The 23052-nt window shown below is 70.6% G+C and carries 24 protein-coding genes; 14 read left to right on the top strand and 10 right to left on the bottom strand.

Translation table 11 applies throughout. The features are described from left to right. Window positions 1-9: 9 nt before the first annotated feature. From OHS18_RS40995 to OHS18_RS40985, 3 genes are read right to left on the bottom strand one after another with little or no spacing between them, the layout of a single operon-like run. Window positions 10-2325: a [protein-PII] uridylyltransferase gene (locus OHS18_RS40995; RefSeq protein ID WP_328614413.1), complete on the bottom strand. Its 2316-nt coding sequence runs from the start codon at window positions 2323-2325 to the stop codon at window positions 10-12. A gap of 9 nt (window positions 2326-2334) precedes the next feature. After that, window positions 2335-2673 (bottom strand): P-II family nitrogen regulator, encoded by a 339-nt coding sequence (locus OHS18_RS40990; protein WP_003103060.1) that lies wholly within the window; start codon window positions 2671-2673, stop codon window positions 2335-2337. Next, a complete protein-coding gene (locus OHS18_RS40985; protein ID WP_328443249.1) occupies window positions 2670-4052 on the bottom strand; it encodes an ammonium transporter in 1383 nt (460 codons plus the stop codon). Before OHS18_RS40985 ends, OHS18_RS40990 begins: the two co-directional genes overlap by 4 nt. Window positions 4053-4224: 172 nt before the next feature. On the opposite strand from OHS18_RS40985, the gene OHS18_RS40980 reads away from it, so the two are divergent. Next, complete coding sequence (locus OHS18_RS40980) at window positions 4225-5076, top strand: putative RNA methyltransferase (RefSeq protein ID WP_328614412.1); 852 nt, start codon at window positions 4225-4227, stop codon at window positions 5074-5076. A 738-nt stretch (window positions 5077-5814) separates the two neighbouring features. After that, window positions 5815-6441 carry a (2Fe-2S)-binding protein gene (locus tag OHS18_RS40975; RefSeq protein WP_328614411.1) on the top strand — a complete coding sequence of 209 codons (627 nt, stop codon included), beginning with the start codon at window positions 5815-5817 and terminating at the stop codon, window positions 6439-6441. Window positions 6442-6449: 8 nt separating this feature from the next. Here OHS18_RS40975 and OHS18_RS40970 read toward each other — a convergent pair whose 3' ends face one another. Continuing rightward, a complete protein-coding gene (locus OHS18_RS40970; RefSeq protein ID WP_328614410.1) occupies window positions 6450-7304 on the bottom strand; it encodes a sigma-70 family RNA polymerase sigma factor in 855 nt (284 codons plus the stop codon). Window positions 7305-7425: 121 nt separating this feature from the next. Then, a complete protein-coding gene (locus OHS18_RS40965) occupies window positions 7426-8355 on the bottom strand; it encodes a LysR substrate-binding domain-containing protein (RefSeq protein WP_328618667.1) in 930 nt (309 codons plus the stop codon). A 70-nt stretch (window positions 8356-8425) separates the two neighbouring features. On the opposite strand from OHS18_RS40965, the gene OHS18_RS40960 reads away from it, so the two are divergent. Beyond that, window positions 8426-9286, top strand: coding sequence for an SDR family NAD(P)-dependent oxidoreductase (locus OHS18_RS40960; RefSeq protein WP_328614409.1), 861 nt, complete (start codon window positions 8426-8428; stop codon window positions 9284-9286). Between the two features lie 76 nt (window positions 9287-9362). Here the strand turns inward: OHS18_RS40960 and OHS18_RS40955 are convergent, their stop codons facing one another. Genes OHS18_RS40955 through OHS18_RS40945 form a run of 3 tightly spaced genes read right to left on the bottom strand, consistent with a single transcriptional unit; the run spans window position 9363 to window position 11648 of the window. Next, window positions 9363-9800 carry a VOC family protein gene (locus OHS18_RS40955; RefSeq protein WP_328443254.1) on the bottom strand — a complete coding sequence of 146 codons (438 nt, stop codon included), beginning with the start codon at window positions 9798-9800 and terminating at the stop codon, window positions 9363-9365. Continuing rightward, window positions 9797-11095 (bottom strand): serine hydrolase, encoded by a 1299-nt coding sequence (locus tag OHS18_RS40950; RefSeq protein WP_328614408.1) that lies wholly within the window; start codon window positions 11093-11095, stop codon window positions 9797-9799. Before OHS18_RS40950 ends, OHS18_RS40955 begins: the two co-directional genes overlap by 4 nt. Before the next feature lie 22 nt (window positions 11096-11117). Beyond that, window positions 11118-11648: a DUF3887 domain-containing protein gene (locus OHS18_RS40945; RefSeq protein ID WP_328443256.1), complete on the bottom strand. Its 531-nt coding sequence runs from the start codon at window positions 11646-11648 to the stop codon at window positions 11118-11120. A gap of 278 nt (window positions 11649-11926) precedes the next feature. Here OHS18_RS40945 and OHS18_RS40940 point away from each other — a divergent pair, with 278 nt between their 5' ends. From OHS18_RS40940 to OHS18_RS40925, 4 genes are read left to right on the top strand one after another with little or no spacing between them, the layout of a single operon-like run. Continuing rightward, the gene (locus OHS18_RS40940; RefSeq protein ID WP_328614407.1) at window positions 11927-13213 is read left to right on the top strand and encodes an O-acetylhomoserine aminocarboxypropyltransferase/cysteine synthase family protein; all 1287 of its coding nucleotides are present in this window, start codon (window positions 11927-11929) and stop codon (window positions 13211-13213) included. Then, entirely contained in the window at window positions 13210-13686 is a 477-nt protein-coding gene (locus tag OHS18_RS40935; RefSeq protein ID WP_328614406.1) for a CoA-binding protein, read from the top strand. Before OHS18_RS40940 ends, OHS18_RS40935 begins: the two co-directional genes overlap by 4 nt. Window positions 13687-13721: 35 nt before the next feature. Next, window positions 13722-14477, top strand: coding sequence for an MBL fold metallo-hydrolase (locus OHS18_RS40930; RefSeq protein WP_328614405.1), 756 nt, complete (start codon window positions 13722-13724; stop codon window positions 14475-14477). Window positions 14478-14502: 25 nt separating this feature from the next. After that, entirely contained in the window at window positions 14503-14676 is a 174-nt protein-coding gene (locus OHS18_RS40925; RefSeq protein ID WP_328443260.1) for a hypothetical protein, read from the top strand. Window positions 14677-14974: 298 nt separating this feature from the next. Here the strand turns inward: OHS18_RS40925 and alc are convergent, their stop codons facing one another. Then, window positions 14975-15988 carry an allantoicase gene (alc, locus tag OHS18_RS40920; RefSeq protein ID WP_328614404.1) on the bottom strand — a complete coding sequence of 338 codons (1014 nt, stop codon included), beginning with the start codon at window positions 15986-15988 and terminating at the stop codon, window positions 14975-14977. A 1-nt stretch (window position 15989) separates the two neighbouring features. Then, complete coding sequence (gene allB, locus OHS18_RS40915) at window positions 15990-17318, bottom strand: allantoinase AllB (protein ID WP_328614403.1); 1329 nt, start codon at window positions 17316-17318, stop codon at window positions 15990-15992. 682 nt (window positions 17319-18000) lie between these two features. On the opposite strand from allB, the gene OHS18_RS40905 reads away from it, so the two are divergent. The 7 genes from OHS18_RS40905 to OHS18_RS40875 all read left to right on the top strand — a co-directional run bounded on the left by OHS18_RS40905 (window position 18001) and on the right by OHS18_RS40875 (window position 23051). Further along, the gene (locus OHS18_RS40905) at window positions 18001-18294 is read left to right on the top strand and encodes a helix-turn-helix domain-containing protein (RefSeq protein ID WP_442875445.1); all 294 of its coding nucleotides are present in this window, start codon (window positions 18001-18003) and stop codon (window positions 18292-18294) included. Between the two features lie 79 nt (window positions 18295-18373). After that, complete coding sequence (uraD, locus tag OHS18_RS40900; protein WP_328614402.1) at window positions 18374-18853, top strand: 2-oxo-4-hydroxy-4-carboxy-5-ureidoimidazoline decarboxylase; 480 nt, start codon at window positions 18374-18376, stop codon at window positions 18851-18853. Beyond that, complete coding sequence (uraH, locus tag OHS18_RS40895; RefSeq protein ID WP_328614401.1) at window positions 18850-19167, top strand: hydroxyisourate hydrolase; 318 nt, start codon at window positions 18850-18852, stop codon at window positions 19165-19167. The genes uraD and uraH overlap by 4 nt, the downstream gene beginning before the upstream one ends. Window positions 19168-19170: 3 nt before the next feature. After that, entirely contained in the window at window positions 19171-20052 is an 882-nt protein-coding gene (gene pucL, locus OHS18_RS40890; protein WP_328614400.1) for a factor-independent urate hydroxylase, read from the top strand. A gap of 215 nt (window positions 20053-20267) precedes the next feature. After that, window positions 20268-20576, top strand: coding sequence for a hypothetical protein (locus OHS18_RS40885; RefSeq protein WP_328614399.1), 309 nt, complete (start codon window positions 20268-20270; stop codon window positions 20574-20576). 188 nt (window positions 20577-20764) lie between these two features. Continuing rightward, window positions 20765-21343 carry a TetR/AcrR family transcriptional regulator gene (locus OHS18_RS40880; RefSeq protein ID WP_442874282.1) on the top strand — a complete coding sequence of 193 codons (579 nt, stop codon included), beginning with the start codon at window positions 20765-20767 and terminating at the stop codon, window positions 21341-21343. A 127-nt stretch (window positions 21344-21470) separates the two neighbouring features. Beyond that, window positions 21471-23051: a glycoside hydrolase family 27 protein gene (locus OHS18_RS40875; RefSeq protein ID WP_328614398.1), complete on the top strand. Its 1581-nt coding sequence runs from the start codon at window positions 21471-21473 to the stop codon at window positions 23049-23051. Window position 23052 lies beyond the last annotated feature (1 nt).

The raw sequence follows: 23052 nt of genomic DNA, 5'->3' as shown, positions 1-23052 counted from the left end.
CAAGACCGCTCAGGACGCCGCGGCCAGCACGGCCTGCTCGACTTCGCGGCGCCAGCCCGGCTCGATGCGGCCACTGCGGGGCGTCACCGCGAACGAGTCGACCACCGCGCCGCCCAGCGTCGCCACCTTGGCCCAGCGGACCTCCGCGTCGCAGCGGCGCAACGCCCCCGCCACGCGGAACAGCAGCCCGATCCGATCGGCCGCGCGGAGTTCGAGGACCACCGTGTCCGGGCCGCTCGTCTCGTCGTCGAACCACAGCACCTTCGGCGCGACCGACGCCGCGTCGGGTGAGCCGTAGTCGCGTTCCTTCGCCGCCAGCCGCTGTGTCAGCGGCAAGGTGCCGGCGACCGCGCGAGCGAACTGCTCGCGCAGCAGCGTCACCTCCGGCAGCGAGCCGAACTTCGGTGACGCCGTGAAGACGCCTGCGCGTCCGCCGTCGTGACCGCGCAGGATCGCCGAGTGCACCTCCATCGAGTTCAGCGCCAGCACCCCCGCCGCCGGAGCCAGCAGCTCCGCGCGGGCCGGCACGGCCAGCAGCACCGTGACGACCTTGCCGTGCGTGCTGATCCGGACTTCGCCGTTGCCCGAGGCGACGGCCTGGGCGACGAGCTCGCGCTGTTCGGAGTCCATCGGCTCGGGCGCGGTGAACCCCTTGCCGCGCAACACTTCCTCGCACCCGGTGACCAGCTCGGCGTGCAGCCGGGCCTTCCAGTCCGTCCAGACGCCGGGGCCGGTGGCCAGCGAGTCGGCCTGGGTGAGCGCGTGCAGCAGTTCGACCAGGACGATGTCGCTGTCCAGGGTTTTCACCACCCGCGCCACCGTCGCCGGCTCACTGATGTCGCGCCGCGTCGCGGTGTGCGGCAGCAGCAGGTGGTGGCGGACCATCGCCGACACCGTCGCCGCGTCGCCCGCGTCCAGCCCGAGCCGGGCCGCGACCTGGGCGGAGATCTTGGCGCCCAGCTCCGAATGGTCGGCGTCGCGGCCCTTGCCGATGTCGTGCAGCAGCGCGCCGATCAGCAGCAGGTCCGGTCGCGGCACCGTGGTGGTCAGCTTGGCCGCCTCGACGCAGGTGCGCACGAGGTGCCGGTCGACCGTCCACTGGTGCACCGGCGAGCGCGGCGGCAGGTCGCGGACCGCGCCCCACTCGGGGAACAGCCGTGACCAGAGCCCGGTCCGGTCGAGCGACTCGACCGCGTCGACCAGGCCCTCCCCCGCGCCCAGCAGCTCCACCAGGGCGTTCAACGCCTCGGCGGGCCACGGCGCGCGCAGCTCGGGGGCCGACTCGGCCAGTGCTTTCAGGGTGCCGAGCGCGATCGGCTTGCCGGTGCGCGCCGAGGCCGCGGCGACCCGCAGCAGCAGCGCGGGGTCCTTCGCCGGGACGGCGTCGCGGGCCAGCGCGACCTCGTTCCCGTGCAGCACCACGCCTTCGGCGAGCGGCGTGCGCGACGGCCGCCGCCCGAACCGCGCCTTCGGCGGGTCCACAGTGGACCGCAACGCGACGTCCAGCGCGTACGCGATCGTGCGTCCCGCGCCGGACAGCTTGCGCGCCAAGGTGAACCGGTCGCCGAAGCCGAGCTCGGAGGCGACCAGGTCGGCCTCCGGCGCGGACAGGACGTCCCGCTCGCGCCGGATCTCGCGCCGCAGCTCGGTCCGGACGTCGAGCAGGAGTCCCTTGGCTTCCAGCAATTCCTCGCCCGGGCGGGCGGTGAGCTGCGCCGCGGCCAGCGCTTCCAGGACGGCGAAGTCCCGCAGCCCGCCCCGCCCGTGCTTGAGATCGGGTTCGGCGGACTGCGCGATCTCACCGCTGCGGGCCCAGCGCTGCCGCACCGACGCCGTCAGATCGGGGATCTGCTTGCGCGCGGTGCGACGCCACTGGTCCCGCGCCGCCGCGACCAGGCGGCCGGACAGCTCGGCGTCCCCGGCGAGGTGCCGGGCGTCGAGCAGGCCCATCGCCGTCCGAAGGTCCTCCGAAGCGACCTTCAGTGCTTCGCCGGGCGTGCGGACCGAGTGGTCGAGCCCGACTTTCGCGTCCCACAAGGGATACCAGAGCGCGTCCGCGACCTCGCCGACCTTGCTGTTGCCGTTGTGCACCAGCAGCAGGTCGAGATCGGAGAACGGCACCAGCTCCCGGCGGCCGAGCCCGCCCACGGCGACCAGCGCGACCCGCGGTTCCGCGGTGTCGACGCCGGCCGCCGTGGCACCCCTGCTCAGCCAGAACTCATAGAGGTCGACCAGGGCCGCCCGCAAAGCGGACGCCCCCAGCCTCCCGTGCCTGCCCTCGAGCAACCGCTCGGTGGCCTGGACCAGTTCGCCCCCGTCGGCCATCCCGGACGCCTATAGCGCGTCCGTGCCGCGCTCGCCGGTCCGTACCCGGATGACGGTCTCGACCGGCGTCACCCACACCTTGCCGTCACCGATCTTGCCGGTGTGCGCGGCCGTGGTGATGGCGTCGAGCACCTTCTCCACGTTGGTGTCGTCGGTGACGACCTCGATCTTCAGCTTCGCCACGAAGTCCACCGAGTACTCCGCGCCGCGGTAGACCTCGGTGTGGCCTTTCTGCCGGCCGTACCCCTGGACCTCGCTGACCGTCATGCCCAGCACGCCCAGCTGTTCCAGCGCGGAGCGGACATCGTCCAGCGTGAACGGCTTCACAATCGCCGTGATGAGCTTCATGCCTTGCTCTCCTCGAGTTTCGCGGCCGACGTGGTCTTGACCGGAATGGTGGACGGAGAGCCACCGCCCGACAACCCGGTGAAGTCGTACGCGCTCTCCGCGTGCTGGGCCTCGTCGATGCCGCCGACCTCGTCCTCCACGCTGACGCGGAAGCCGCCGGCCTTCTTGATCGCGAAGCCGATGATGAAGGTCAGCACGAAGGAGTACACCAGCACCGCACCCGCGGCCGCCGCCTGGCGCCCGAGCTGCGTGAAGCCACCGCCGTAGAACAGGCCGTCGGCGCCGAGCGAGTTCACGCTGGTGGTGCCGAAGAAGCCGATCAGCAGGGTGCCGACGATGCCGCCGACCAGGTGGACGCCCACGACGTCGAGCGAGTCGTCGAAGCCGAACCGGAACTTGAGCGAGACGGCCAGCGCGCAGACCGCACCGGCGATGACGCCGATCGCGATGGCCCCGATCGGGCTCACGAAACCACACGCCGGGGTGACGGCGACCAGACCGGCGACCGCGCCGGACGCGGCGCCGAGGGTGGTCGGCTTGCCGAACTTGAGCTGCTCGACCAGCAGCCAGCCGAGGACGGCGGCGGCGGTGGCGACGGTGGTGTTGGTGAAGGCGACCGCGGCGAGGTCGTTGGCGGCCAGCGCCGAACCCGCGTTGAAGCCGTACCAGCCGAACCACAGCAAGCTCGCGCCCAGCAGGACGAACGGCACGTTGTGCGGCCGGCCGGTGTCCTTCGGCCAGCCCTTGCGCTTGCCGAGCACGATCGCCAGGGCCAGACCCGCGGCACCGGCGTTGATGTGGACCGCGGTACCACCGGCGAAGTCGAGTGCCTTGAGGTTGTTGGCGATCCAGCCGCCGACGGCGTCCGCGCCGATGAAGCCGTTGAACGAGAACACCCAGTGCGCGACCGGGAAGTACACGACCGTCACCCAGATGACGACGAACAGCGTCCAGCCCCAGAACTTCGCGCGATCGGCGATGGCGCCGGAGATCAGCGCGGGAGTGATGATCGCGAACATCAGCTGGAACATCACGAAAGCCAGCACCGGCAGCGCGTCGGAGCCCGGCCACGCGACCTCGGGCGAAGTGCTGGTGGCGGCCGTCACGAAGCCGGCGAGCTTGCCGACGGTGTCGCCGAGCCCCGCGAGGTCGAAGTTACCGACGAAGCCGCCGAAGGCGTCGTTGGAGAACGACATCGAGAAGCCGTACAGGACCCACAGCACCCCCACCACGGCGAGCGCGATGAAGTTCATCATCAGCATGTTCAAGACGCTCTTCGCGCGGACCATGCCGCCGTAGAAAAAGGCCAATCCCGGTGTCATGAGCATGACCAGCGCGGCGCTGGCCAATACCCATGCGGTGTCTCCTGCGTTCAGCACATCGTCCTCCCGTGCCCTGGGTTATGCGAAGGGAGTTTTGGCGCGCGGTGTTTCACGGGACGGCTCGTCAGGTTTCACCCGCGTGAACTGTCCACGCCACGTTGTTACGTCCAGGTTTCCCGGGACCTGTGCTGAAGTGTCCGGTTGCGAAACCTCGTGGTCGAATATCCCCATGACCTCAGCCCACGGCGGGAATGACCCACTGCCACCCCAGGTCGTGGAAGCGTTGCGATGTTCGGTGTGCGGCAACCCGATCGGGCTAGCCGAACGCACGCTGCGTTGCGAAAACGGCCACTCGTTCGATCTAGCCCGACAGGGTTACGTGAACCTGTTGCACGCGCGAATCCCGGCCGGCACAGCGGACACCGCACCGATGGTCGCGGCCCGCGCGGACTTCCTCGCGTCGGGCGCTTATCTCGCCCTGGCCGACGAGCTGGCCCGGGTGTGCGCGGAGGCCGACGGCCTCGTGATCGACGCGGGCGCGGGCACGGGCTACTACTCGGCGCACGTCCTGTCGTCGGCCCCGTCGGCGACCGGCCTGGCACTGGACGTCTCGGCGGTAGCCCTCCGCCGCGCGGCGCGCGCCCACCCCCGCCTGGGCGCGGCGGTGTGGAACCTGTGGGAACCGTGGCCGGTCGGCGACGAGGTGGCGTCGGTCCTGCTGAACGTCTTCGCCCCGCGCAACGGCCCGGAGTTCCACCGGGTCCTGCGGCCGGGTGGTCTGCTGGCGGTCGCGTCCCCGGCCCCGGACCACCTCCGCGAGCTGGGCGACCTGGTCCTGACGGTCGACGACCGCAAGGAGGAGCGCCTCGACGGAACGCTCGGCGAGTACTTCGCCCGCACGGGCCGCACGGCGGTGCGCAGCACGGTGGAGCTGACCCCGGACCGGATCCGCCAGGCGGTGGAGATGGGCCCGGCAGGCCACCACCTCGACCGCGACGGCCGCCGGGAACGTCTCGAGGCGCTGAGCGAGACGCAGAAGGTCACGGTGTCGTTCTCGGTCTCCACATACCGGCGCTTGTGACGTGCTGGCGGTAGGCACGTTCGGGTGCGCGCACCATCGCCGCCGCCCGCCGGCGCTGGCCCGTCGGAGTCCGACCTCCTCACGCCGCAGCGTCCTCAGAATGCCCGAGCTCTCGCACCGCTCGCCGGCGAGCCCGGTCGGCGACCTACCCACATGCCGCGACACCCCCGGCGCCCCGTCCGCGCCGGCGAGATCGCCCCGATCGACACCGACGCTGCCCCGCGCAATGGTGGCCTGCTCGCCCCCGAGGTCGCCCCAAACGACACCGGCGGTGCCCCGCCCATCGGTGCCTGCTCGCTCCCCGAGGTCACCCCGATCTTCACCGCGCTACCCCGCCCACCCGGTGCCTACTCGCCCTCCGAGATCGCCCAACGACATCGGTTCTACCCCGCTCGTCGGGTACCTGCTCGCCCCTCGAGATCGCCCCAAACGGCACCCGTTCTACCTCACTCGTCGAGTGCCTGCTCGCCCCTCGCGATCGCCCCAAACGGCACCCGTTCTACCTCACTCGTCGAGTGCCTGCTCACCACTCGAGATCGCCCCAAACGACACCGGCTCTGCCCCGCTCGTCGGGCACCTGCTCACCCCCCGAGGTCGCCCGATCGACACGGGCGCTGCACCGCCCATCGGGTGCCTGCCCGCTCCCCATCGACGTGAACTACCCGTCCCGCCCACCTGTGCCGTGCGTTATCCGGCGCGATCTCCGCGCGCGCCCGGCGCGTCTGGAAGGGTGGAGGCGTGAAGCCCGACTGGACCGCTCCCGCGACCCTGCTCGCGGACCCCGAGTGGGTGCGGGCCCGCGTCGGCGGCGCGGCGAAGCTCTACGGCTGCGCGCGGCCGGAGGTCCTCGGCACGATCTGGTGGTACTCCCTCTCCTCGGTCCTCGTGGCGCCCGCGCTCGAAGGCCTGGTCGCGGGAACCCTCGTCGATCCGGCGCTGGCGGCCACAGAGCTGGACCTGGTCGCCGACGGCCGGTTCCTCGGCGCCCGGGCCACCCGTCCGCTGTCCGGCGGGCTGCCCGAACTCGGTGCGGCATTCGCCAAGGCGCTCGGCACCGCGATCACGACGATCGCCGCCGTCACCGGGGCCCGCGAACGCGCGCTGGGCGCTATCGCCACCGACTCGATCGGCAACCGGCTGCTGTGGACGCCGGATCCGGAACGCGCGATGGCCCTGGCCGAGCCACTGGTGGCGGCGATCGACCTCGACCTGCCGAAGCCGCGTTTCGTCCGTGTCGGCCGGACGCCCGCCGTCCGCCGCGCGTCGTGCTGCTTGATCTACGAAGTCGGCAACCCGAAGTGCGTGAGCTGCCCGCGCCAGACGCCATCGGAGCGCGAAGCACGCCTTCGCGCCGCCCTGGGCTGACCGGATCACTAGAGCACCGCGACCTCCAGTTCACGTAGCCGCTCCGGGTCCGCGATGACGTCGATGCCGGTGATCCGGTCGTCGTCGATCGTGAAGGACAGGACGACCGACAGCCGCCCGTCGCGCACCATGAGCAGGCCGGGAACGCCGTCGACGAGGGCCGGTTCGCTGGCGCGGGCCCGCGCCGAAGCCAGCAGCGCGCCGTCGCGGACGCTGGCGACCCCGCGCAGCACGACGGGCGCCGGACTCGGCCCGACGAAGCGGTCGGCGTGCAGGACGACGTCCGGGTCGAGTAGCGACAGCAACGCCTCGAAGTCGCCGCCACGCGCCGCGGCCAAGAACGCTTCGACGACCTTGCGTCGCCGAGGCATGTCCGCGTCCGCGGCGGCCCCGCCCTTGACCCGGCGACGGGCGCGGCTCGCGAGCTGCCGCGTCGCGGCCGGGGTCTTGTCGATCATCGGGGCGATGTCGTCGAACGGCACGGCGAACATGTCGTGCAGCACGAACGCGACCCGCTCGGCCGGCCCGAGCGAGTCCAGCACCACCAGCAGCGCCAGCCCGACCGAGTCGGCCAGTTCGGCCTCCTGCTCCGGGTCGCGGACGTCCGCATCCGGCTCGGGCTGCAGTTCCAGGGGCTCCTCGCGGTGGTTGCGCCGGGTGCGGAGCATGGAGAGGCATACCCGCGCGACGACGGTGGTCAGCCACGCGCCGACGTTCTCGACGTCACCGGTGTCGGTGCGATCGAACCGCAGCCAGGTCTCCTGGACGGCGTCGTCGGCCTCGCTCGCCGAGCCGAGCATCCGGTAGGCAACCGCCCGCAGCCGTGGCCGCTCGTGCTCGAACCGCTCGGTCAGTGCATCCACCGTGTCCCGTTCCTTCCACGCCAGCGTCGTAGCAGTAGACCCCGCGGCGACGACCGATGTGACACGAATACCGCGACACCCGCGGTGATCTCAGTCATCGGCATCCCCAGTCATCGGCATCTCAGTCATCGGTGCGGTCCGGCACACCGGTGGCCACCCGGCGCAGCGCTTCCGCCAGCAGCGCGGCCGCTTCGGAGAGCGGACCCGGCAGCCGGGCCAGCACCACGCGACGCCGTTCCGACGGCCCGCCCCGCACCGACACCACCCGCACCCCCGGCGGCACGGCCTCGACGAGCGAAGCCGGCAACGTCGTCAGGCCACAGCCGGCGGCGACCAGGTTGAGTTTGGCAAGCCAGTCACGAGCGGTGTGCGCGATCTCCGGCCGCTCGTCGAGCCCGGGCCACACGCCCATCAGCGTGTCCTCCCCCGCCGACGGACCCGCGATCCACCGCTGCCCACGCAGATCGGCGACGTCGACCACGTCCGCGCCGGCCAACGGGTGCCCCGCGGGCACGGCGAGGCACAGGATGCGCTCGGCGAGGGTTTTGAGCCGCAGTGCCGGGGTTTCGGCGTCCGGCGGCCGGAACGGCGGCACCGAGCCCAGCACGGCCAGGTCCACCGTGCCCGCGCGTAGCGCCCGCACCAAGACCGGCGTCGTGCCTTCCCGGGTGGTGACACGCACCGCGGGATGGGTACGCCGCAGCTCCGCGACGGCGCGCGGGACCAGGACGGCACCCGCGCTGGGGAACCACCCGAGCCGCACGCTCCCGCCGTCGGCGGGCAGCCCGGCCAGCTCGCGCCCGGCGGCATCGATCTGGTCCAGCACCGCGATCGCCCGGCGCAGCACGACGTTCCCGGCCGCGGTCAGGCGGACCCCGCCGGGACGCCGTTCCAGCACCGGCGTCCCCGCAACGCGCTCGAGCGAAGCGATCTGCCGTGACACTGCGGACTGCGTGTAGCCCAGCGCCGCCGCGGCCGCCGTGAGCGTGCCGCGTTCGGCCACCTCGCGGAACACGCGGAGGGCCACCAGGGAGACGTCACCGAAGTCCATGACGTTCACGCATACCAGGCTTGCCGATCTCTCGCTGGGCGCATGGTCCGGACGGACCTAGCGTGGAGTCATGACACGTACCGCCGTGGTGACCGGAGCCAACCAAGGCCTCGGCTTCGCCCTGACCCAAGGACTCGCCACCCGCCTCGGCCCGGACGACCTCGTCCTGCTCACCGGCCGCGACGCCGAGCGCGTGGCGGCCGCCGCCGAGCGCGTCGCCGCGAATCCCGCGACACGCAGCCGCGTGGCCGGCCGCGTCCTCGACGTCTCCGACACCGACGCAGTCGCCCGCTTCGCCACGGATCTCGGCGCGGTGGACATCGTGCTGTCCAACGCCGTCGGCCCGCTCGACCCTGGACGGCCACAAGCCGAGCAGGCGGACGTCTTCCTCGATGTCGCGAACGCCGGCGCCCACGCAGTGCTGCGCTCGTTCGGCCCGATCCTGCGCCCGGGCGGCAGGTTGCTCGTCGTCGCCAGTTCCCTGGGCACGCTCGGCCATCTGCCCGAGGCCCTGAGGCCCCGGTTCGACGGAGTGCCCCTCGACGACGTCGAGCGGGCCGTCGAGGACTGGCGGACCGCGATCCACGAAGGCCGGGCGCACGAGCTGGGCTGGCCGGAGTGGATCAACGTTCCGTCGAAGGTCGCCCAAGTCGCCGCCGTGCGCGCGGTGGCCGCGCAACGCCGAGAGCAGGACGTCGCCGAGAGCACTCTGGTCGCGGCGGTCTGCCCCGGCCTCGTCGACACGCGCGCGTCGCGCCCGTGGTTCGCCGACTTCAGCCAGGCGCAGACGCCCGACCAGGCCGCGCGAGCGGTGCTCGATCTGGTGCTCGACGACCTCGATCCGTCGACCTACGGCGAACTGGTCCGCTTCGGCACCGTCGTGCCCTGGCACAGCGGCAATCCGACCCGACACGAGGAGCTGATCGGCTAGCCCTGGGCCGCCGGCCCGGATCGCGTGCGACGACCGGTGGCGACGACCACCGCACGCCCGGTCCGGCGGCCTCAGGTCAGAGCACGCAGAACTCGTTGCCCTCCGGATCCGCCATCACGACGTGGTCCGGCTGCCCGCCCGCCTCGTGCTCCTGCAGCACCGTCGCGCCCGCCGCGATGAGGCGGGCGATCGCTTCCACGACCCGCTCCCACCGCGTCTCCCAAGGCACCTCGCGACCGCCTCCCGCCTGGATGTCCAGGTGCAGCCGGTTCTTCACGACCTTGCCTTCGGGAACCTTGAGGAAGCTCAGGCTCGGCAGGACGCCCTCCGGGTCGGCCAGGTACGCGCCGTCGTCCCACTCGTCCTCGGGAACCCCGAATTCGGTGAGCCAGGCTTCCCAGCTCGCGAACCCGGCCGGCGGTGGGCGCTCGATGTAGCCGAGGGCCACTGCCCAGAACCTCGCCAGCGCGCGGGGCGCCGCGCAATCGATCGTCAGACTCCAGCGCACCGTCACGGGCGCAGCGTAGCTGCCAACAGCGCCACCGCCCCCCTCGCAACCGCGATTCCTCGCGCCGTGACGTGGTTTTCGTCCAACGGCGCCGCAGGGTCCGACACCATGACGCTGGTGACCAGCGAACGACCATCGGCGGTCCGGGCCAGGTAGTTCAGGGTCAGCACACCGGGTTCGCTGCCGCCCTTGAACCAGACCGCAGGGAACTTGGCCTTATCGAGGCCCAGCCCGCCGTCGTTGAGTGACAGCGCGTGCCCGATCTCCGGCTGATTCTCCTTCTGCAGCCCGGAAAACGCCCGGCAGATGTCGTCCGGGGAGCCGAACCACTCGAGCTGGTCGATCTTCTCCGGCTCGGGCCAGGAGGTGAGGCCGGTGAGCGGGAGCCGTTCGAGTCCGGCGACCGCCGCGGGACGTGCCCAGCGTGGCAACGCCAGGTAGGCGTCGGCGCGGACCGGATATTGCGTCGCCTTGAGCTCGAACAATGCCTTGGTCGTCAGGAACGGGATGTTCGCCGACGGCCGCTGGTTGCCGAACGCGGTGACCTGCTGTTGCACGGCGTCGCGGCCGAGCCGGTGGATCAGGTGGTCGGCGGCCGTGTTGTCGCTGATCGAGATCATCTTGTCGGCGTACTCCGACAAGGGGAGCCGGGTACCGGCCGGCTGGTTCTGCAGTACTCCCGACGGCAGGCTCTTCCAGTCGTCGCGGATCGCGAGCTGTTCGCTCCACGACGCTTTGTGCTCCGCGACCGCGGTGCCGAGCGCGCCGAGGACGTAGAGCTTGAACGCCGAGCCCAAAGGTCGTTGCACGGTGTCCTGCACGCCGTGCACGTCACGGCAGCGCCCGTCCGGCAGGATCTCCGACGCGCCGAACGAAACGCGGCCGCCGAGCGCCGCGAGCTGTGCGTCCACCTCCGGCCACGACGACGGCACCGGGTCGTCCGGGGTCGCCCGCAGTCCGTCGATCAGCCCGGCCTGGTCGACGTGGAGGTCCAGCAGGTAGTCGTCCGCCGGGCCGTGGACCACCGCCTCGACGTGATCAGGGGCCTCGGTGACGACCCGTTCCACCTCGAGCCGGCCGAGCCCGGTCAGCGCGGCGTTGATGCCCGCCGTGCCACCCGCGGCGGTCCCCAGGACCTGCGCTATGTGCTGCTGCAGCTCGGTATCGGACACCGGGACGCGTCCGGTGGCGTCGATGACCCATGCGAGCTGGTTCCCCGCCGTGGGTACTTCGGTGGCGTGGGCGGCCGGGGCCACCAGCGGTGCGAGGACCGCGATCACGCCCGCGATTGCTGTTTTCATCGTTCCCCCTGTTCACAACTGCTCACAACTGTTCGGCCGGTTGGATCCACAGCCCGGCCACCTGACCGTCCTCTCGGTAGGTCACCTGCACGGTCCGCTCGCCGGCCTCGAAAGCCAGCGGCAGGTGGACGATCGTGTAGTCCCCCGCCGACCGCGCGTACGGCTCTCCCATCCGCTCGTAGCGTCCGACCGACCCGGCCAGCTGCGTCCAGGCGAGCCGCAGCTCGTCCTCGCCGACCGAGGCGAGCATGCGGTCGTCGAAGTCCCGGCGCACCTCGTGCCACCGGCACCCGACGAGCTCGACCACGAGCTCCTCGGCGCGGTAGACCACGTCGGGCCGCTTCAGTTCCGTCATCGACGCGCCCGTCACCGGATCGACCGGCCGGCCGAACCGCTGGAACGCGGCCTGCCGGCTGGTACCCAGCAGGTCACCGATCTCCTGCCAGGTGTGCCCGGCCGCCCTGGCCGCGTCCACGGTGTCCCGCAGTGCCGCCTCCGCGTCGCGGACTTTCCGCAACGCCGCACCGACCGCGGCCAAGGGTTCGTCCGGCACGGTGTCAAGAGTGGATTGACGACCGGGACTTGTCAAGTCATTCTTTACGTGCGTCCGCTGCCTGCGGGCAGCGCTCCGGCACGTGGCGTCGCAGTACTGGCGATTTCGTCCAGCTCCGCGACGAGGTGGCAGCGACTTGCCACACGCGGCGCATTTCATACGTTCGAGTGTAGCGCACGGAATATCAAAACGTGCTAACCTCGGCAGCACGAAATGACCGCGCTCACCACCTGGGAGGGCGTGGCCGACCGAGGGGAGGACGGTTACGGTGAGAACCGATGAGTGAACGCACCTGGGGCTTCCGGACCCGCGCACTGCACGCGGGCGGCACACCCGACCCGGCGACCGGCGCACGTGCCGTGCCGATCTACCAGACCACGAGCTTCGTCTTCGAGAACGCTGCCGACGCGGCGAACCTGTTCGCCCTGCAGAAGTACGGCAACATCTACAGCCGGATCGGGAACCCGACCGTGGCGGCGTTCGAGGAGCGGATCGCCAGCCTCGAGGGCGCGATCGGTGGTGTCGCCACCGGCAGCGGACAGGCCGCGGAATTCCTCACCTTCAGCGCGCTCGCCGAGGCGGGCGACCACATCGTTTCGGCGAGCGGTCTCTACGGCGGCACAGTCACCCAGCTCACCGGCACGCTCCGGCGGTTCGGCGTGGAGACGACGTTCGTCAGCGGCGGCATCGACGACTACGCGGCGGCGATCACCGATCGGACCCGGCTGCTCTACACCGAGGTGATCGGCAATCCGGGTGGCGGCATCGCGGACCTCGCCGCGCTGGCGGACCTGGCGCACTCCCACGACATCCCGCTGGTGGTCGACGCGACGCTGGCGACGCCGTACCTCTGCCGCCCGATGGAGCACGGCGCCGACATCGTGCTGCACTCGGCGACGAAGTTCCTCGGCGGTCACGGGACGACGCTCGGCGGGATCGTCGTCGAGTCGGGCAAGTTCGACTGGGGCAACGGGAAGTTCCCCCGGATGACCGAGACCGTCGAGAGCTACGGCGGGCTCAAGTACTGGGAGAACTTCGGCGAGTACGCCTTCTGCACGCGGCTTCGCGCGGAGCAGTTGCGGGACATCGGCGCGGTCCTCTCGCCACACTCGGCTTTCCTTCTGCTGCAGGGCGTCGAGACGCTGCCGCAGCGGATGGACGCGCACGTCGCGAATGCGCGCGTCGTCGCCGAATACCTCGATGCGGACCCACGCGTGGCGTGGGTGTCCTACGCGGGACTGCCAGCGCACCCGCATCACGACCTCGCGAAGAGGTACCTGCCCGCCGGGCCCGGGGCGGTGTTCTCGTTCGGCATCGACGGCGGCCGCGCAGCGGGCGAGAAGTTCGTCGAGTCGGTGGAGCTGCTGTCGCACTTGGCGAACGTCGGGGACGCCCGGACCCTCGTGATCCACCCGGCGTCGACGACCCACGCGCAACTGTCCGAAGACCAACTCGCGGCCGCTGGGGTAGGTCCCGACCTGATCCGGCTCTCGGTCGGCCTGGAGGACGTCGAGGACATCCTCTGGGACCTCGACCAGGCCCTGGGCAAGGCGGTGGCCGGATGACGTACACCGTCGGTGCCGTCGAGCGGCGCGCGATCCTGAAGCGGACGAAATCGGTGACGCTGGTGGGCGCGTCCGCGAACCCGTCGAGGCCGAGCTACTTCGTCGCGACCTATCTGCTCTCGTCGACGCGGTACGAGGTCAACTTCGTCAACCCGCGCCTGGACACTCTGTTCGGGAAGCCGGTGTACGCCTCGATCAAGGACGTGCCGGGCGGACCGGACCTCGTCAGCGTGTTCCGGAAACGCGACGACCTTCCCCAGGTGGCCGAGGAAGTGATCGACGCCGGCGCGCGGACACTGTGGCTGCAACTCGGGTTGTGGCACGAGCCGGTCGCCGACCGGGCTCGGGAGGCGGGGCTGGACGTCGTGATGAACCGGTGCGTGAAGATCGAGCACGCGCGGTTCGCCGGGGGCCTGCACCTGGCCGGGTTCAACACCGGCGTGATCAGCTCGAGGAGGCAGTCGGCTCCCTAGGGAAGAGCACGCCCGTTCTCGTCGTTGGCCACGGTATGACCGAGAAACTGGGGATCACCCTGTCCGGTGGCCCGACCGCGCTACTGGAGCTGGGTGGCGTCCGGCTGCTCACCGATCCGACGTTCGACCCGCCGGGTGATCACTCGATCGGCCAGCGCGTGCTGGTCAAGACCGAGGAGTCGGTGCTGACCGAGGAGGCCGTCGGCGTGGTGGACGCCGTGCTGCTGTCCCACGACCAGCACCCGGACAACCTGGACGATCGTGGTCGCGACTACCTCGAGACGGTGCCACTGACCTTGATCACGCCCAGCGGTGCCGAGCGGCTGGGCGGGACCGCGCGGGGCTTGGAGCCGTGGGAGGAGACGCAGGTCGGGCGGCTCACGGTCACCGCTGTCCCGGCGTTGCACGGGCCTGAAGGAGCGGAGCAACTCGCCGGTGACGTCACCGGGTTCGTGCTTGGCGGAGAGGGCCTGCCGACGGTGTACGTCAGCGGGGACAACGCTTCGGTGGACCTGGTGCGGGAGATCGGGTCGCGGTTCAGCGTCGACATCGCGGTGCTGTTCGCCGGGGCCGCGAGAACGAAGTTGTTCGACGGGGCTCCCCTGACGTTGACCAGCGAAAACGCCGTCGAGGCAGCGAAGGCGCTCGGCTCGGCGAAGGTCGTCCCGCTGCACTTCCGGGGTTGGCAGCACTTCAACGAGGGCCCGGACGTGCTGAGGAAGGAGTTCGAGGCGGCCGGCCTGACCGACCGGCTGGTGCTGCTCGAACCCGGGGAGCGCGCAGAGGTCTGAGACGGGCCCGTGAGAGGCTGGCGACATGGCCAAACCGACGCCGCTGCAGTTCCGGAACATCCTCGTCGCCCTCCTGGCGGCGGCGGGCTTCGTGTGGAGCATCGTGGCCGGCCTGCCGTGGTGGGTCAGCGCGATCATCGGCTGCGCGTGCGCCCTGTCCCTGGCCTCGGCCTACCTGAACCGCCCCGACGCGGGCTGACCGCGAGCCGCCGACGAGGTGCTCCGTACTTCGTCGACGACCTGCGAATTCAGGCTGGCGCACACGCCGAGAACTGCTAAAGCACCCGCGGGGCCAGTTAGCCGGGTGATGTGCGCACCGGCCCAGCTCGCCAAGTGGCTTGGTCAGCGCCATCGGCCAGGCCTGGCCGGCGCCATCCGCCGGTCCGCGAGCCGCGAGCCGCGAGCCGCGAGCCGCGAGCCGCGAGCCGGGGCGAGTCTCCGTCATCCACCTGGGCGCGTGCACTCCCCCGGCCCGCCGCCGCGACTTTCCTTCAACTTCAGCGAGTTTTGGCGAATCGGGCCTTCACGTTCGCGCGGCCCGCCTCCGTCAGGCGGCCGAACAGGCGCAGTCTGGCCAGGCCGCCGTCCGGGTAGATGTCCAGGCGGGCCTCCGTCACCTCCGGGCCGTCCGGTACGGCGAAGCGGTGGCGGGTATCCGGCTGCAGGCGGGTCTTCGGCAGCAACTCCACCCACTCGCCGTACGTGTCGCGGCCGCTGATCGAGGCCCAGCCCGGGGCGTTGCCCTTGAGGTTGCTCGTGTCCAGCTCCACGAACCGGACCGTGCCGGCGCCGGCCAGCCGGAAGGTCGCCCAGTCGTTGCCGTCGTCGCGGCGGCGGGCCGTCTCCCAGCCCTCCGCCTGGTGGGCCGCGAGGCCCGGCGAAAGCATGTTGTTCGGCGATGAATAGAACATGTTGCTGCACCCTGTCACCAGGGCGCCGTTCTCCAGAGACGCCAAGTCCAGCGCGTCCAGATCGAGCAGGTCCGGGTCCGGGATCGGGGCACCGTGGACGCGCAAGCGGGCGACGCCGCCGTCAGGGTGCTGGGTCAGGCGCACGTGCGTGTACCTGCGGGAACCGTTGACCGTGTAGAAGTTCTCCGTGTGCCCCTCCGCGGGCGCGTGGTCGACCACGGTGTCCCAGTCCGCCGTCGCGAGCTCGGCCGCACTCGGGTAGCCCGGGACCGACGCCGCTTCGACCGAGACGAACGGCGGGTAGTTGCCCTTGAAGAACGCCGTGTCGACGACTACTCCCGTGACGGTGCCCGCCAGGCCGAGCCGCAGGATTGCCTGGTCGTCGCCCGGTTCGCGGTGGCGTCGGGTCTCCCAGCCGTCGTAGACCTGGCCCTTCGGGCCGAACGTCTCGGCGCGGTGCGCCGGCGTCCACGGGTTGACCAGGTTCTCCTTCTCGGCGAACAGCTCGTCGGTCGCCCACATCACGGTCCCGCCGAAGCGGCGTGAGGCGAGGTCGGGCAGCTCTGTCCACTCAGGACGGTCAGACAACACAGCCTCCATTTCAGCAGTTCCCCCGGGTCAGCAACGCGCCGAAGGGGTCGTCGCCGGTGATTTCGGTGCCTCGCAGCCAGGTCGAGCGGACGACGCCGGCGAGCGGGCGGCGGTCGTAGGCGCTGACCGGGTTGCGGTGCTTCAGTTTCGCGACGTCGACGACAAACGCCTCGTCCGGCGCGAACACGCAGAAGTCGGCGTTATAACCCACCGCCAGGTGACCCTTGCGACGCATTCCCGCCTGCGCGGCGGGGTGCTCGGCCATCCAGCGGACGACGTCGGTGAGCGTGAACCCACGCTGCCGCGCCTGCGTCCAGATCGCCGGAAGCCCCAGCTGCAGGCTCGAAATTCCGCCCCAGGCCTGGCCGAAGTCGCCACTGTCGAAGCGTTTCAGCTCCGGCGTGCACGGCGAATGGTCGCTGACGACGCAGTCGATCACGCCGTCGGCGAGCCCCTGCCACAGCAGTTCACGGTTGGCCGCCTCGCGGATCGGCGGGCAGCACTTGAACTGCGTCGCACCGTCGCGAATCTCCTCGGCTACGAAACTCAAGTAGTGCGGGCAGGTCTCGGCGGTCAGCGCGACGCCGTCGCGGCGAGCTTCCGCGACCAGCGGCAACGCTTCCGCGGACGACAGGTGCAGGATGTGCGCCCGCGCCGAGTTCCGGCGGGCCGCCTCGATCACGTGCGTAACGGCCAGGTTCTCCGCCGCCCGCGGTCGCGAGTGCAGAAAGTCGACATAGCGACCGCCGTGCGGTTCGGGTGCCCCGTCGATCTCGTGCGCGTCTTCGGCGTGGACGATCATCAGCGCGTCGAGGGAACTCAGCTCCCGCAACGCTTCGTCGAGGCCGGCGGGGTCGAGCGGCGGGAACTCGTCGACGCCGGAGTGCAGCAGGAAGCACTTGAACCCGAAGACACCGGCCTCGTGCAGGCCACGCAGATCCGAGACGTTCCCGGGGATCGCGCCGCCCCAGAATCCGACGTCGACGTGCACCCGGCCTGCCGCCGCCTTGCGTTTGACCTCCAGCGCCGCGACGTCGACCGTCGGCGGCAGGCTGTTGAGCGGCATGTCCACGATCGTGGTCACCCCGCCCGCCGCGGCCGCGCGGGTGGCCGTTTCGAAGCCTTCCCACTCGGCGCGCCCGGGATCGTTGACGTGGACGTGCGTGTCGACCAATCCGGGCAGCAGCACGACGTCGTCGCCGAGCTCGACGACGCGGTCGCCGGCCAACGACGCGCCGCCGGGTTCGACCGCGACGATCCGTCCGCCGTCGACACCGAGGGTCACCGGAACCTCGCCCTCGGCCGTGACGGCCCGTGCCGCGCGCACCACAAGATCCATCCGAGAACCCTTCGCCGGGAGGAATGATCGCCGCCGATTTCGCAGTACGGAACGACGGTTTCGCACAACGACACTAACCACGGCCCGCGTCGCTCGTCAACGACGGACGCGCCGCGTTACGGTCATCCTCGTGCGGCTTGAAGCGGAGTTCACCAGCGAACCATTCCACGGCGAGGGTTCGCCACCCGAGCACGCGCTCGCCGCGCGCGACGCGGCCGTGGAAGCGGGGCTGGACACCGACTTCGGGCCGCTCGGCACCCTCGTCCGGGGAGACGCGAAGGCTCTTCTCGAGGCGCTACCGGCCATCACGCAGGCGGCGTTCGACGGCGGCGCCACCCAGGTCACACTGCAGGTGCGCCAGGTCGCCACGGTGGACGGCGGCGCTGCGGCCGAGGGGGAAGGTCGGCTCGGCGGGCCGACCGAGACGAAGGCCGCTTCCGCCGCCGGACAGGGCGGTACGACAGGTGCCCAAGCAGGTGAGTCGCACGCGACGGGCGGTCCGGACACGGCAGGCAGGCAAGCAGGCAAACCGCACACAGCCGACGGTCCGGCAGGCGAATCGCACGCGGCGAGCGGCCAAGCAGGTAGGCGAAACCCGACGAGCGGCCAAGCAGGTACGCCGCACACGGCCGACAGTCGAGCAGGTGGAGCAAACACGGCGAGCGGCCGAGCAGGCGGACCAATCCCGGCGAGCGGCCGAGCAGGCGGACCGAACGCGGCGGGCGGACAGGCAGGCGAACCGCACAGCGCCCCAGCCGTCGAGCTGAACGATGCACTTGCCCGGTTGATCGCCGACGTCGAGCGCGAACTCGGCGCCGAACTGGGCGATCTGGACCGTCCCGGGAAGCAGCGCGCGGTGCGGCTGCTGCGCGAACGTGGCGCCTTCGGCCTGCGGAAATCCGTCTCTTCGGTGGCCGACGCGCTGGGTGTCACGCGGTTCACCGTCTACAACTACCTCAACCGAGAAGTCGACTGACCAGCGCATTCAACAAAATGTTGACGGAACTCCGGCGCCGACGTACGGTCTGCGGGACGCCACTCACGAGGAGTTCCCCGTGCCGCTCACCCTCACCGACTTCAACACCGCCGACGCCGGCGACGTACGTCCGGCGCTGACGGCCTGCCTCGCCGTCCCCCGCTGGGCGGACGCGATTCTCGGCCACCGGCCGTACGAAAATCTCGACGCCCTGCACGCCGCCGCGGACCTGCCGTTGAGCAGTGACGAGATCCGCCAGGCCATGGCCGCCCACCCCCGGATCGGCGAAAAGCCGAAGCAGCAAGGGACCGAGGCCGACTGGTCCCGCAGCGAACAGTCCGGTGTGGACAATGCCGACGAGTTCGCCGCCGCGAATGCCGAGTACGAAGCCAAGTTCGGGCACGTCTACCTCGTCTGCGCCAGCGGGCGCAGCGGCGACGAACTGCTGAAGATCCTGCGAAGCAGGCTCGACAACGACCCGGCCACCGAACTCGGCGTCGCCGGGCAGGAATTGCTCAAGATCGCCGCGCTGCGGCTGGCCAAGGCGGTGACCGCGTGAGTCTCGTGACCACCCACGTCCTCGACACGGCGGCCGGCCGCCCGGCAACGGGAATCGCCGTCCGGTTCGAAACCGCCGAGGGCAAGCCGATCGCCGATGGGCGCACCGACGATGACGGCCGCGTCCGCGACCTCGGCCCCGACACGCTGGAGCCCGGCGTCTACCGGCTGGTCTTCGGCACCGGCGCCTACCTCGGCCCGGACGCGTTCTTCCCGGAGGTGGCCCTCACTTTCCGGATCTCCGACGGCACTGCGCACCACCACGTGCCGCTCCTGCTCAGCCCGTTCGCCTATTCGACTTACCGAGGGAGCTGAACCGTGGCCATCACCCTGGGCCCCAACCAGTACGGCAAGGCGGAGGTCCGCCTGGTGACGGTGCGCCGCGACGGCCACGTCCACCACCTGAAGGACCTCACTGTGTCGACGTCGCTGCGTGGCGAGCTGGCCGCAACGCACCTGACCGGCGACAACGCCGCGGTGCTCGCGACCGACACGCAGAAGAACACGGTGTACGCCTTCGCGAAGGAGGCGCCGGTCGGCGAGATCGAGGACTTCGGCCTCCGCTTGGCCCGCCACTTCACCGGCAGCCAGGAGAGCATCTCCGGCGCCCGGATCAAGATCGACGAGCACAGCTGGGACCGGATCAGCGTCGACGGCGCGCCGCACGGCCACGCGTTCAGCGGCGCCGGCAACGAGCGGCGCACCACCGCCGTCACGGTCCAGGGCGACCGCGCGTGGGTCGTGTCCGGCATCGACGGCCTGGTCGTGCTCAAGTCGACCGGCTCGGAGTTCCACGGCTTCCCGCGCGACGAGTACACGACCCTCGCCGAGACCGACGACCGCATCCTCGCGACCGCGGTCACCGCACGCTGGCGCTACCAGGGCGAGGGCATCGACTGGGCGGAGAGCCACCGCGAAATCCGGCGCGCGATGCTGGAGACGTTCGCGACGAAGCACAGCCTTTCGCTGCAGCAGACGCTGTACGCGATGGGCCAGTCGGTGCTCGAACGGCGGCCCGAGGTCGCGGAGGTGCGGCTGTCGCTGCCGAACAAGCACCACTTCCTGGTGGACCTGAGCCCGTTCGGGCTGAAGAACGACAACGAGGTGTTCTACGCCGCCGACCGGCCGTACGGGCTGATCGAGGGCACGATCCTGCGCGACGATGCCGAGGACCCCGGCCCCGCTTGGGACATCCACTAGCGAGCGCCTGAGGCTGCCGCCGCCCCACAAAAAGCAGCCCCCGCCCTCTCCGGGGGACCGGCCCCGCTTCCAGCGTATCGGGACCCTCCGTCGGAAAGCTCGGAACGGCCGTTCTCGTGCCGGGTTATCCACATCACGGGCGGGGTGTGGACAACCCTGCCGGGATGGCAAAACCCAGGTCGGGGCGCGGACGAGCAGGCCGGGCGTGGATCGGCTTGGCCGAGGATGCGGGCGGGATCGGCAAGACTGGCAAGGTCGGCAGGACCGGCAGGACCAGCAAGACCAGCAAGACCAGCAGGATCGGCAAGACCGGCGGGACCGGCGAGACCGGCAGGATCGGCGAGACCGGCGAAAGCGAATCCGGCGAGCGCAGGCTTGAGGCGGAGTGCCTCGAACGGCCGGGCGGTGCGGGCGAGCCAGTTGGGTTGCGGACAGCTGCCGGGCAGGCAAGGGGTTTGGACCGCACCTCGCCGCGGCGTGGGCAAGCCCCCGGCGAGGGCGTGGGCAAGCTGGTCGGGATCTAAATCCGTCGCCGAAACGTCGGCAAACAGACCGCCTGGGGACGCGCCGACCGAGCGTGAACCCAGACTGCCGGAGCGTGAACCGGACTGCCGGGGCGTGGGCGAGCCGACCGAGCGTGGATCCCCGTCTGCCGCCGGCGTGAGCGGCCGGAGTGGATAGAACGCTCTAACAAACGCGTATCCTCGGAACCGTGGCAGGGACCAAGGAACGCATCATGGCCGCCGGGGCCGAATTGTTTCGGCGCAACGGGTACAGCGGTACCGGGCTCAAGCAGATCGTCAGTGAGGCGAATGCTCCCTTCGGCTCGCTCTACCACTTCTTCCCCGGTGGGAAGGAGCAGCTCGGCACCGAGGTCGTCCGCAGCTCCGGCCTTGCCTACATCCAGCTGTTCGACCTCTTCATCGACCCCGCTCCGGACCTGATCAGCGGGATCGAGGCGTTCTTCGCCGCCGGGATCGCGACGCTTGAAGCCACCGACTTCGTCGAAGGCTGCCCGATCGCGACCGTCGCTCTCGAGGTCGCCAGCACCAACGAGCCCCTGCGGCAAGCCACCGCTGACGTCTTCACCGCCTGGATCGACGCCGGGACCGAGAAGTTCGCCAAGTTCGGGCTCGGCCGGGAGGCCGCCCGGACGCTCACCATCTCCGTCGTCAACAGCCTCGAAGGCGCCTTTGTGCTCTGCCGGGCCTTGCGGGACACCGAAGCCATGGCCGTGGCCGGTGCGACCAGCGTGGACATCGCTCGGCGGCTCCAGAGCGAGCAACTTTAGTCGGGAATCCAACAAGAATACTCAACATGGCGCTTGACCGCGCAGCATCGGACATCGAAGCTACGCAGTGCTGGTCAAGAGTGGTCTAGTCCTCCTGCCTCAACACCGTCGTTCGGTTGGAGCCGCCATGCGCCGAGTCCTTGCCGTCCTCGCCACCGCCGTCGCCGTCATCGGGATCACCGGTCACCCTGCCGATGCCCTGGAAAACGGGCTCGCGAGAACCCCGCCGATGGGGTGGAACACCTGGAACACCTTCGAGTGCAACATCAACGAGACGCTCGTCAAGCAGACCACCGACCTGATGGTCAGCTCCGGGATGCGCGACCGCGGCTACACCTACGTCAACCTCGACGACTGCTGGATGACCAAGACCCGGGACTCCGCGGGCAAGCTCGTCGCCGATCCGGCGAAGTTCCCCAGCGGTCTCAAGGCCCTCGGTGACTACATCCACGCGCGCGGGATGAAGTTCGGGATCTACGAGAGCGCCGGCACCGAGACCTGCCAGCACTACCCCGGCAGTCTCGGCCACGAGCAGACCGACGCCAACAGCTACGCGAGCTGGGGCGTCGACTACCTCAAGTACGACAACTGCGGCAGCCCCGGCGGCGAGACCCAGCAGGACTACATCCGCCGCTACTCCGCGATGCGCGACGCGCTCAAGGCCACCGGCCGCCCGATCGCCTACAGCATCTGCGAGTGGGGCAACTTCAGCCCGTCCACCTGGGCGCCGGACGTCGGCAACCTGTGGCGCACCACCGGCGACATCACCAACAACTGGGGCAGCATCGACTCGCTCTACCGCCAGAACGTCGGCCTCGCGTCAGCCGCGAAGCCCGGCGCCTGGAACGACCCCGACATGCTCGAGGTCGGCGACGGCATGGACTTCCAGGAGGACCGTGCGCACTTCACGCTCTGGGCCGCGATGGCCGCGCCGCTGATCGCCGGCGCCGACCTGCGCAGCGCCAGCGTCGCCACCTTCTCGACCTACCTCAACTCGGACGTCATCGCCGTCGACCAGGACGCGCTCGGCAAGCAGGCCACGCGGATCTCGTCCAGCGGCGGGCTGGACGTCCTGAGGAAACCCCTCCAGGACGGGGACGTGGCCGTCGTGCTGTTCAACGAGAACACCACGACCAAAACCGTCTCGACGACGGCCGCCGCGGCCGGGCTGCCCGCCGCGTCGAACTACCGGCTGACCAACCTGTGGTCGAAGGAGCTGACCACCAGCACCGGCACGATCAGCGCCGCCGTCCCGTCGCACAGCACCGTGATCTACCGTGTGAAGGCCAACGCGAGCGGCTCCAGCGTCGGCACGGCCAAGGCGCTGCAGGGCGCGTCGTCGTCGCGGTGCGCCGACATCAACGGCAACCTCACGACGCCCGGCACCAAGGTCGACATCTGGGACTGCGACGGCGGGTCCAACCAGTCCTGGACGTTCACCAGCGCCGGCGAGCTCAAGGCCAACGGCCTCTGCCTCGACGCCAGCGACGGCGCGACCGCGGCCGGGACGAAGCTGATCGTCTGGACCTGCCACGGCGGCGCGAACCAGCAGTTCAAGCTCAACGCCGACGGCTCGGTCACCGGCACGCAGTCCGGCCTGTGCGTCGACGTCACCGGCGGCGACAAGCCCGCCGGCAACGTCAACGGCTCTCAGCTCGAACTGTGGGGCTGCAACGACGACGCCAACCAGAACTGGGCCCTCAAGTAAC

It is taken from the genome of Amycolatopsis sp. NBC_00355, from assembly GCF_036104975.1.
In the GTDB taxonomy this organism is placed as follows: Bacteria; Actinomycetota; Actinomycetes; order Mycobacteriales; family Pseudonocardiaceae; genus Amycolatopsis.
The sequence above is the reverse complement of the archived record's forward strand: the minus strand, read 5'-3'. Positions and strand labels throughout refer to the sequence as shown.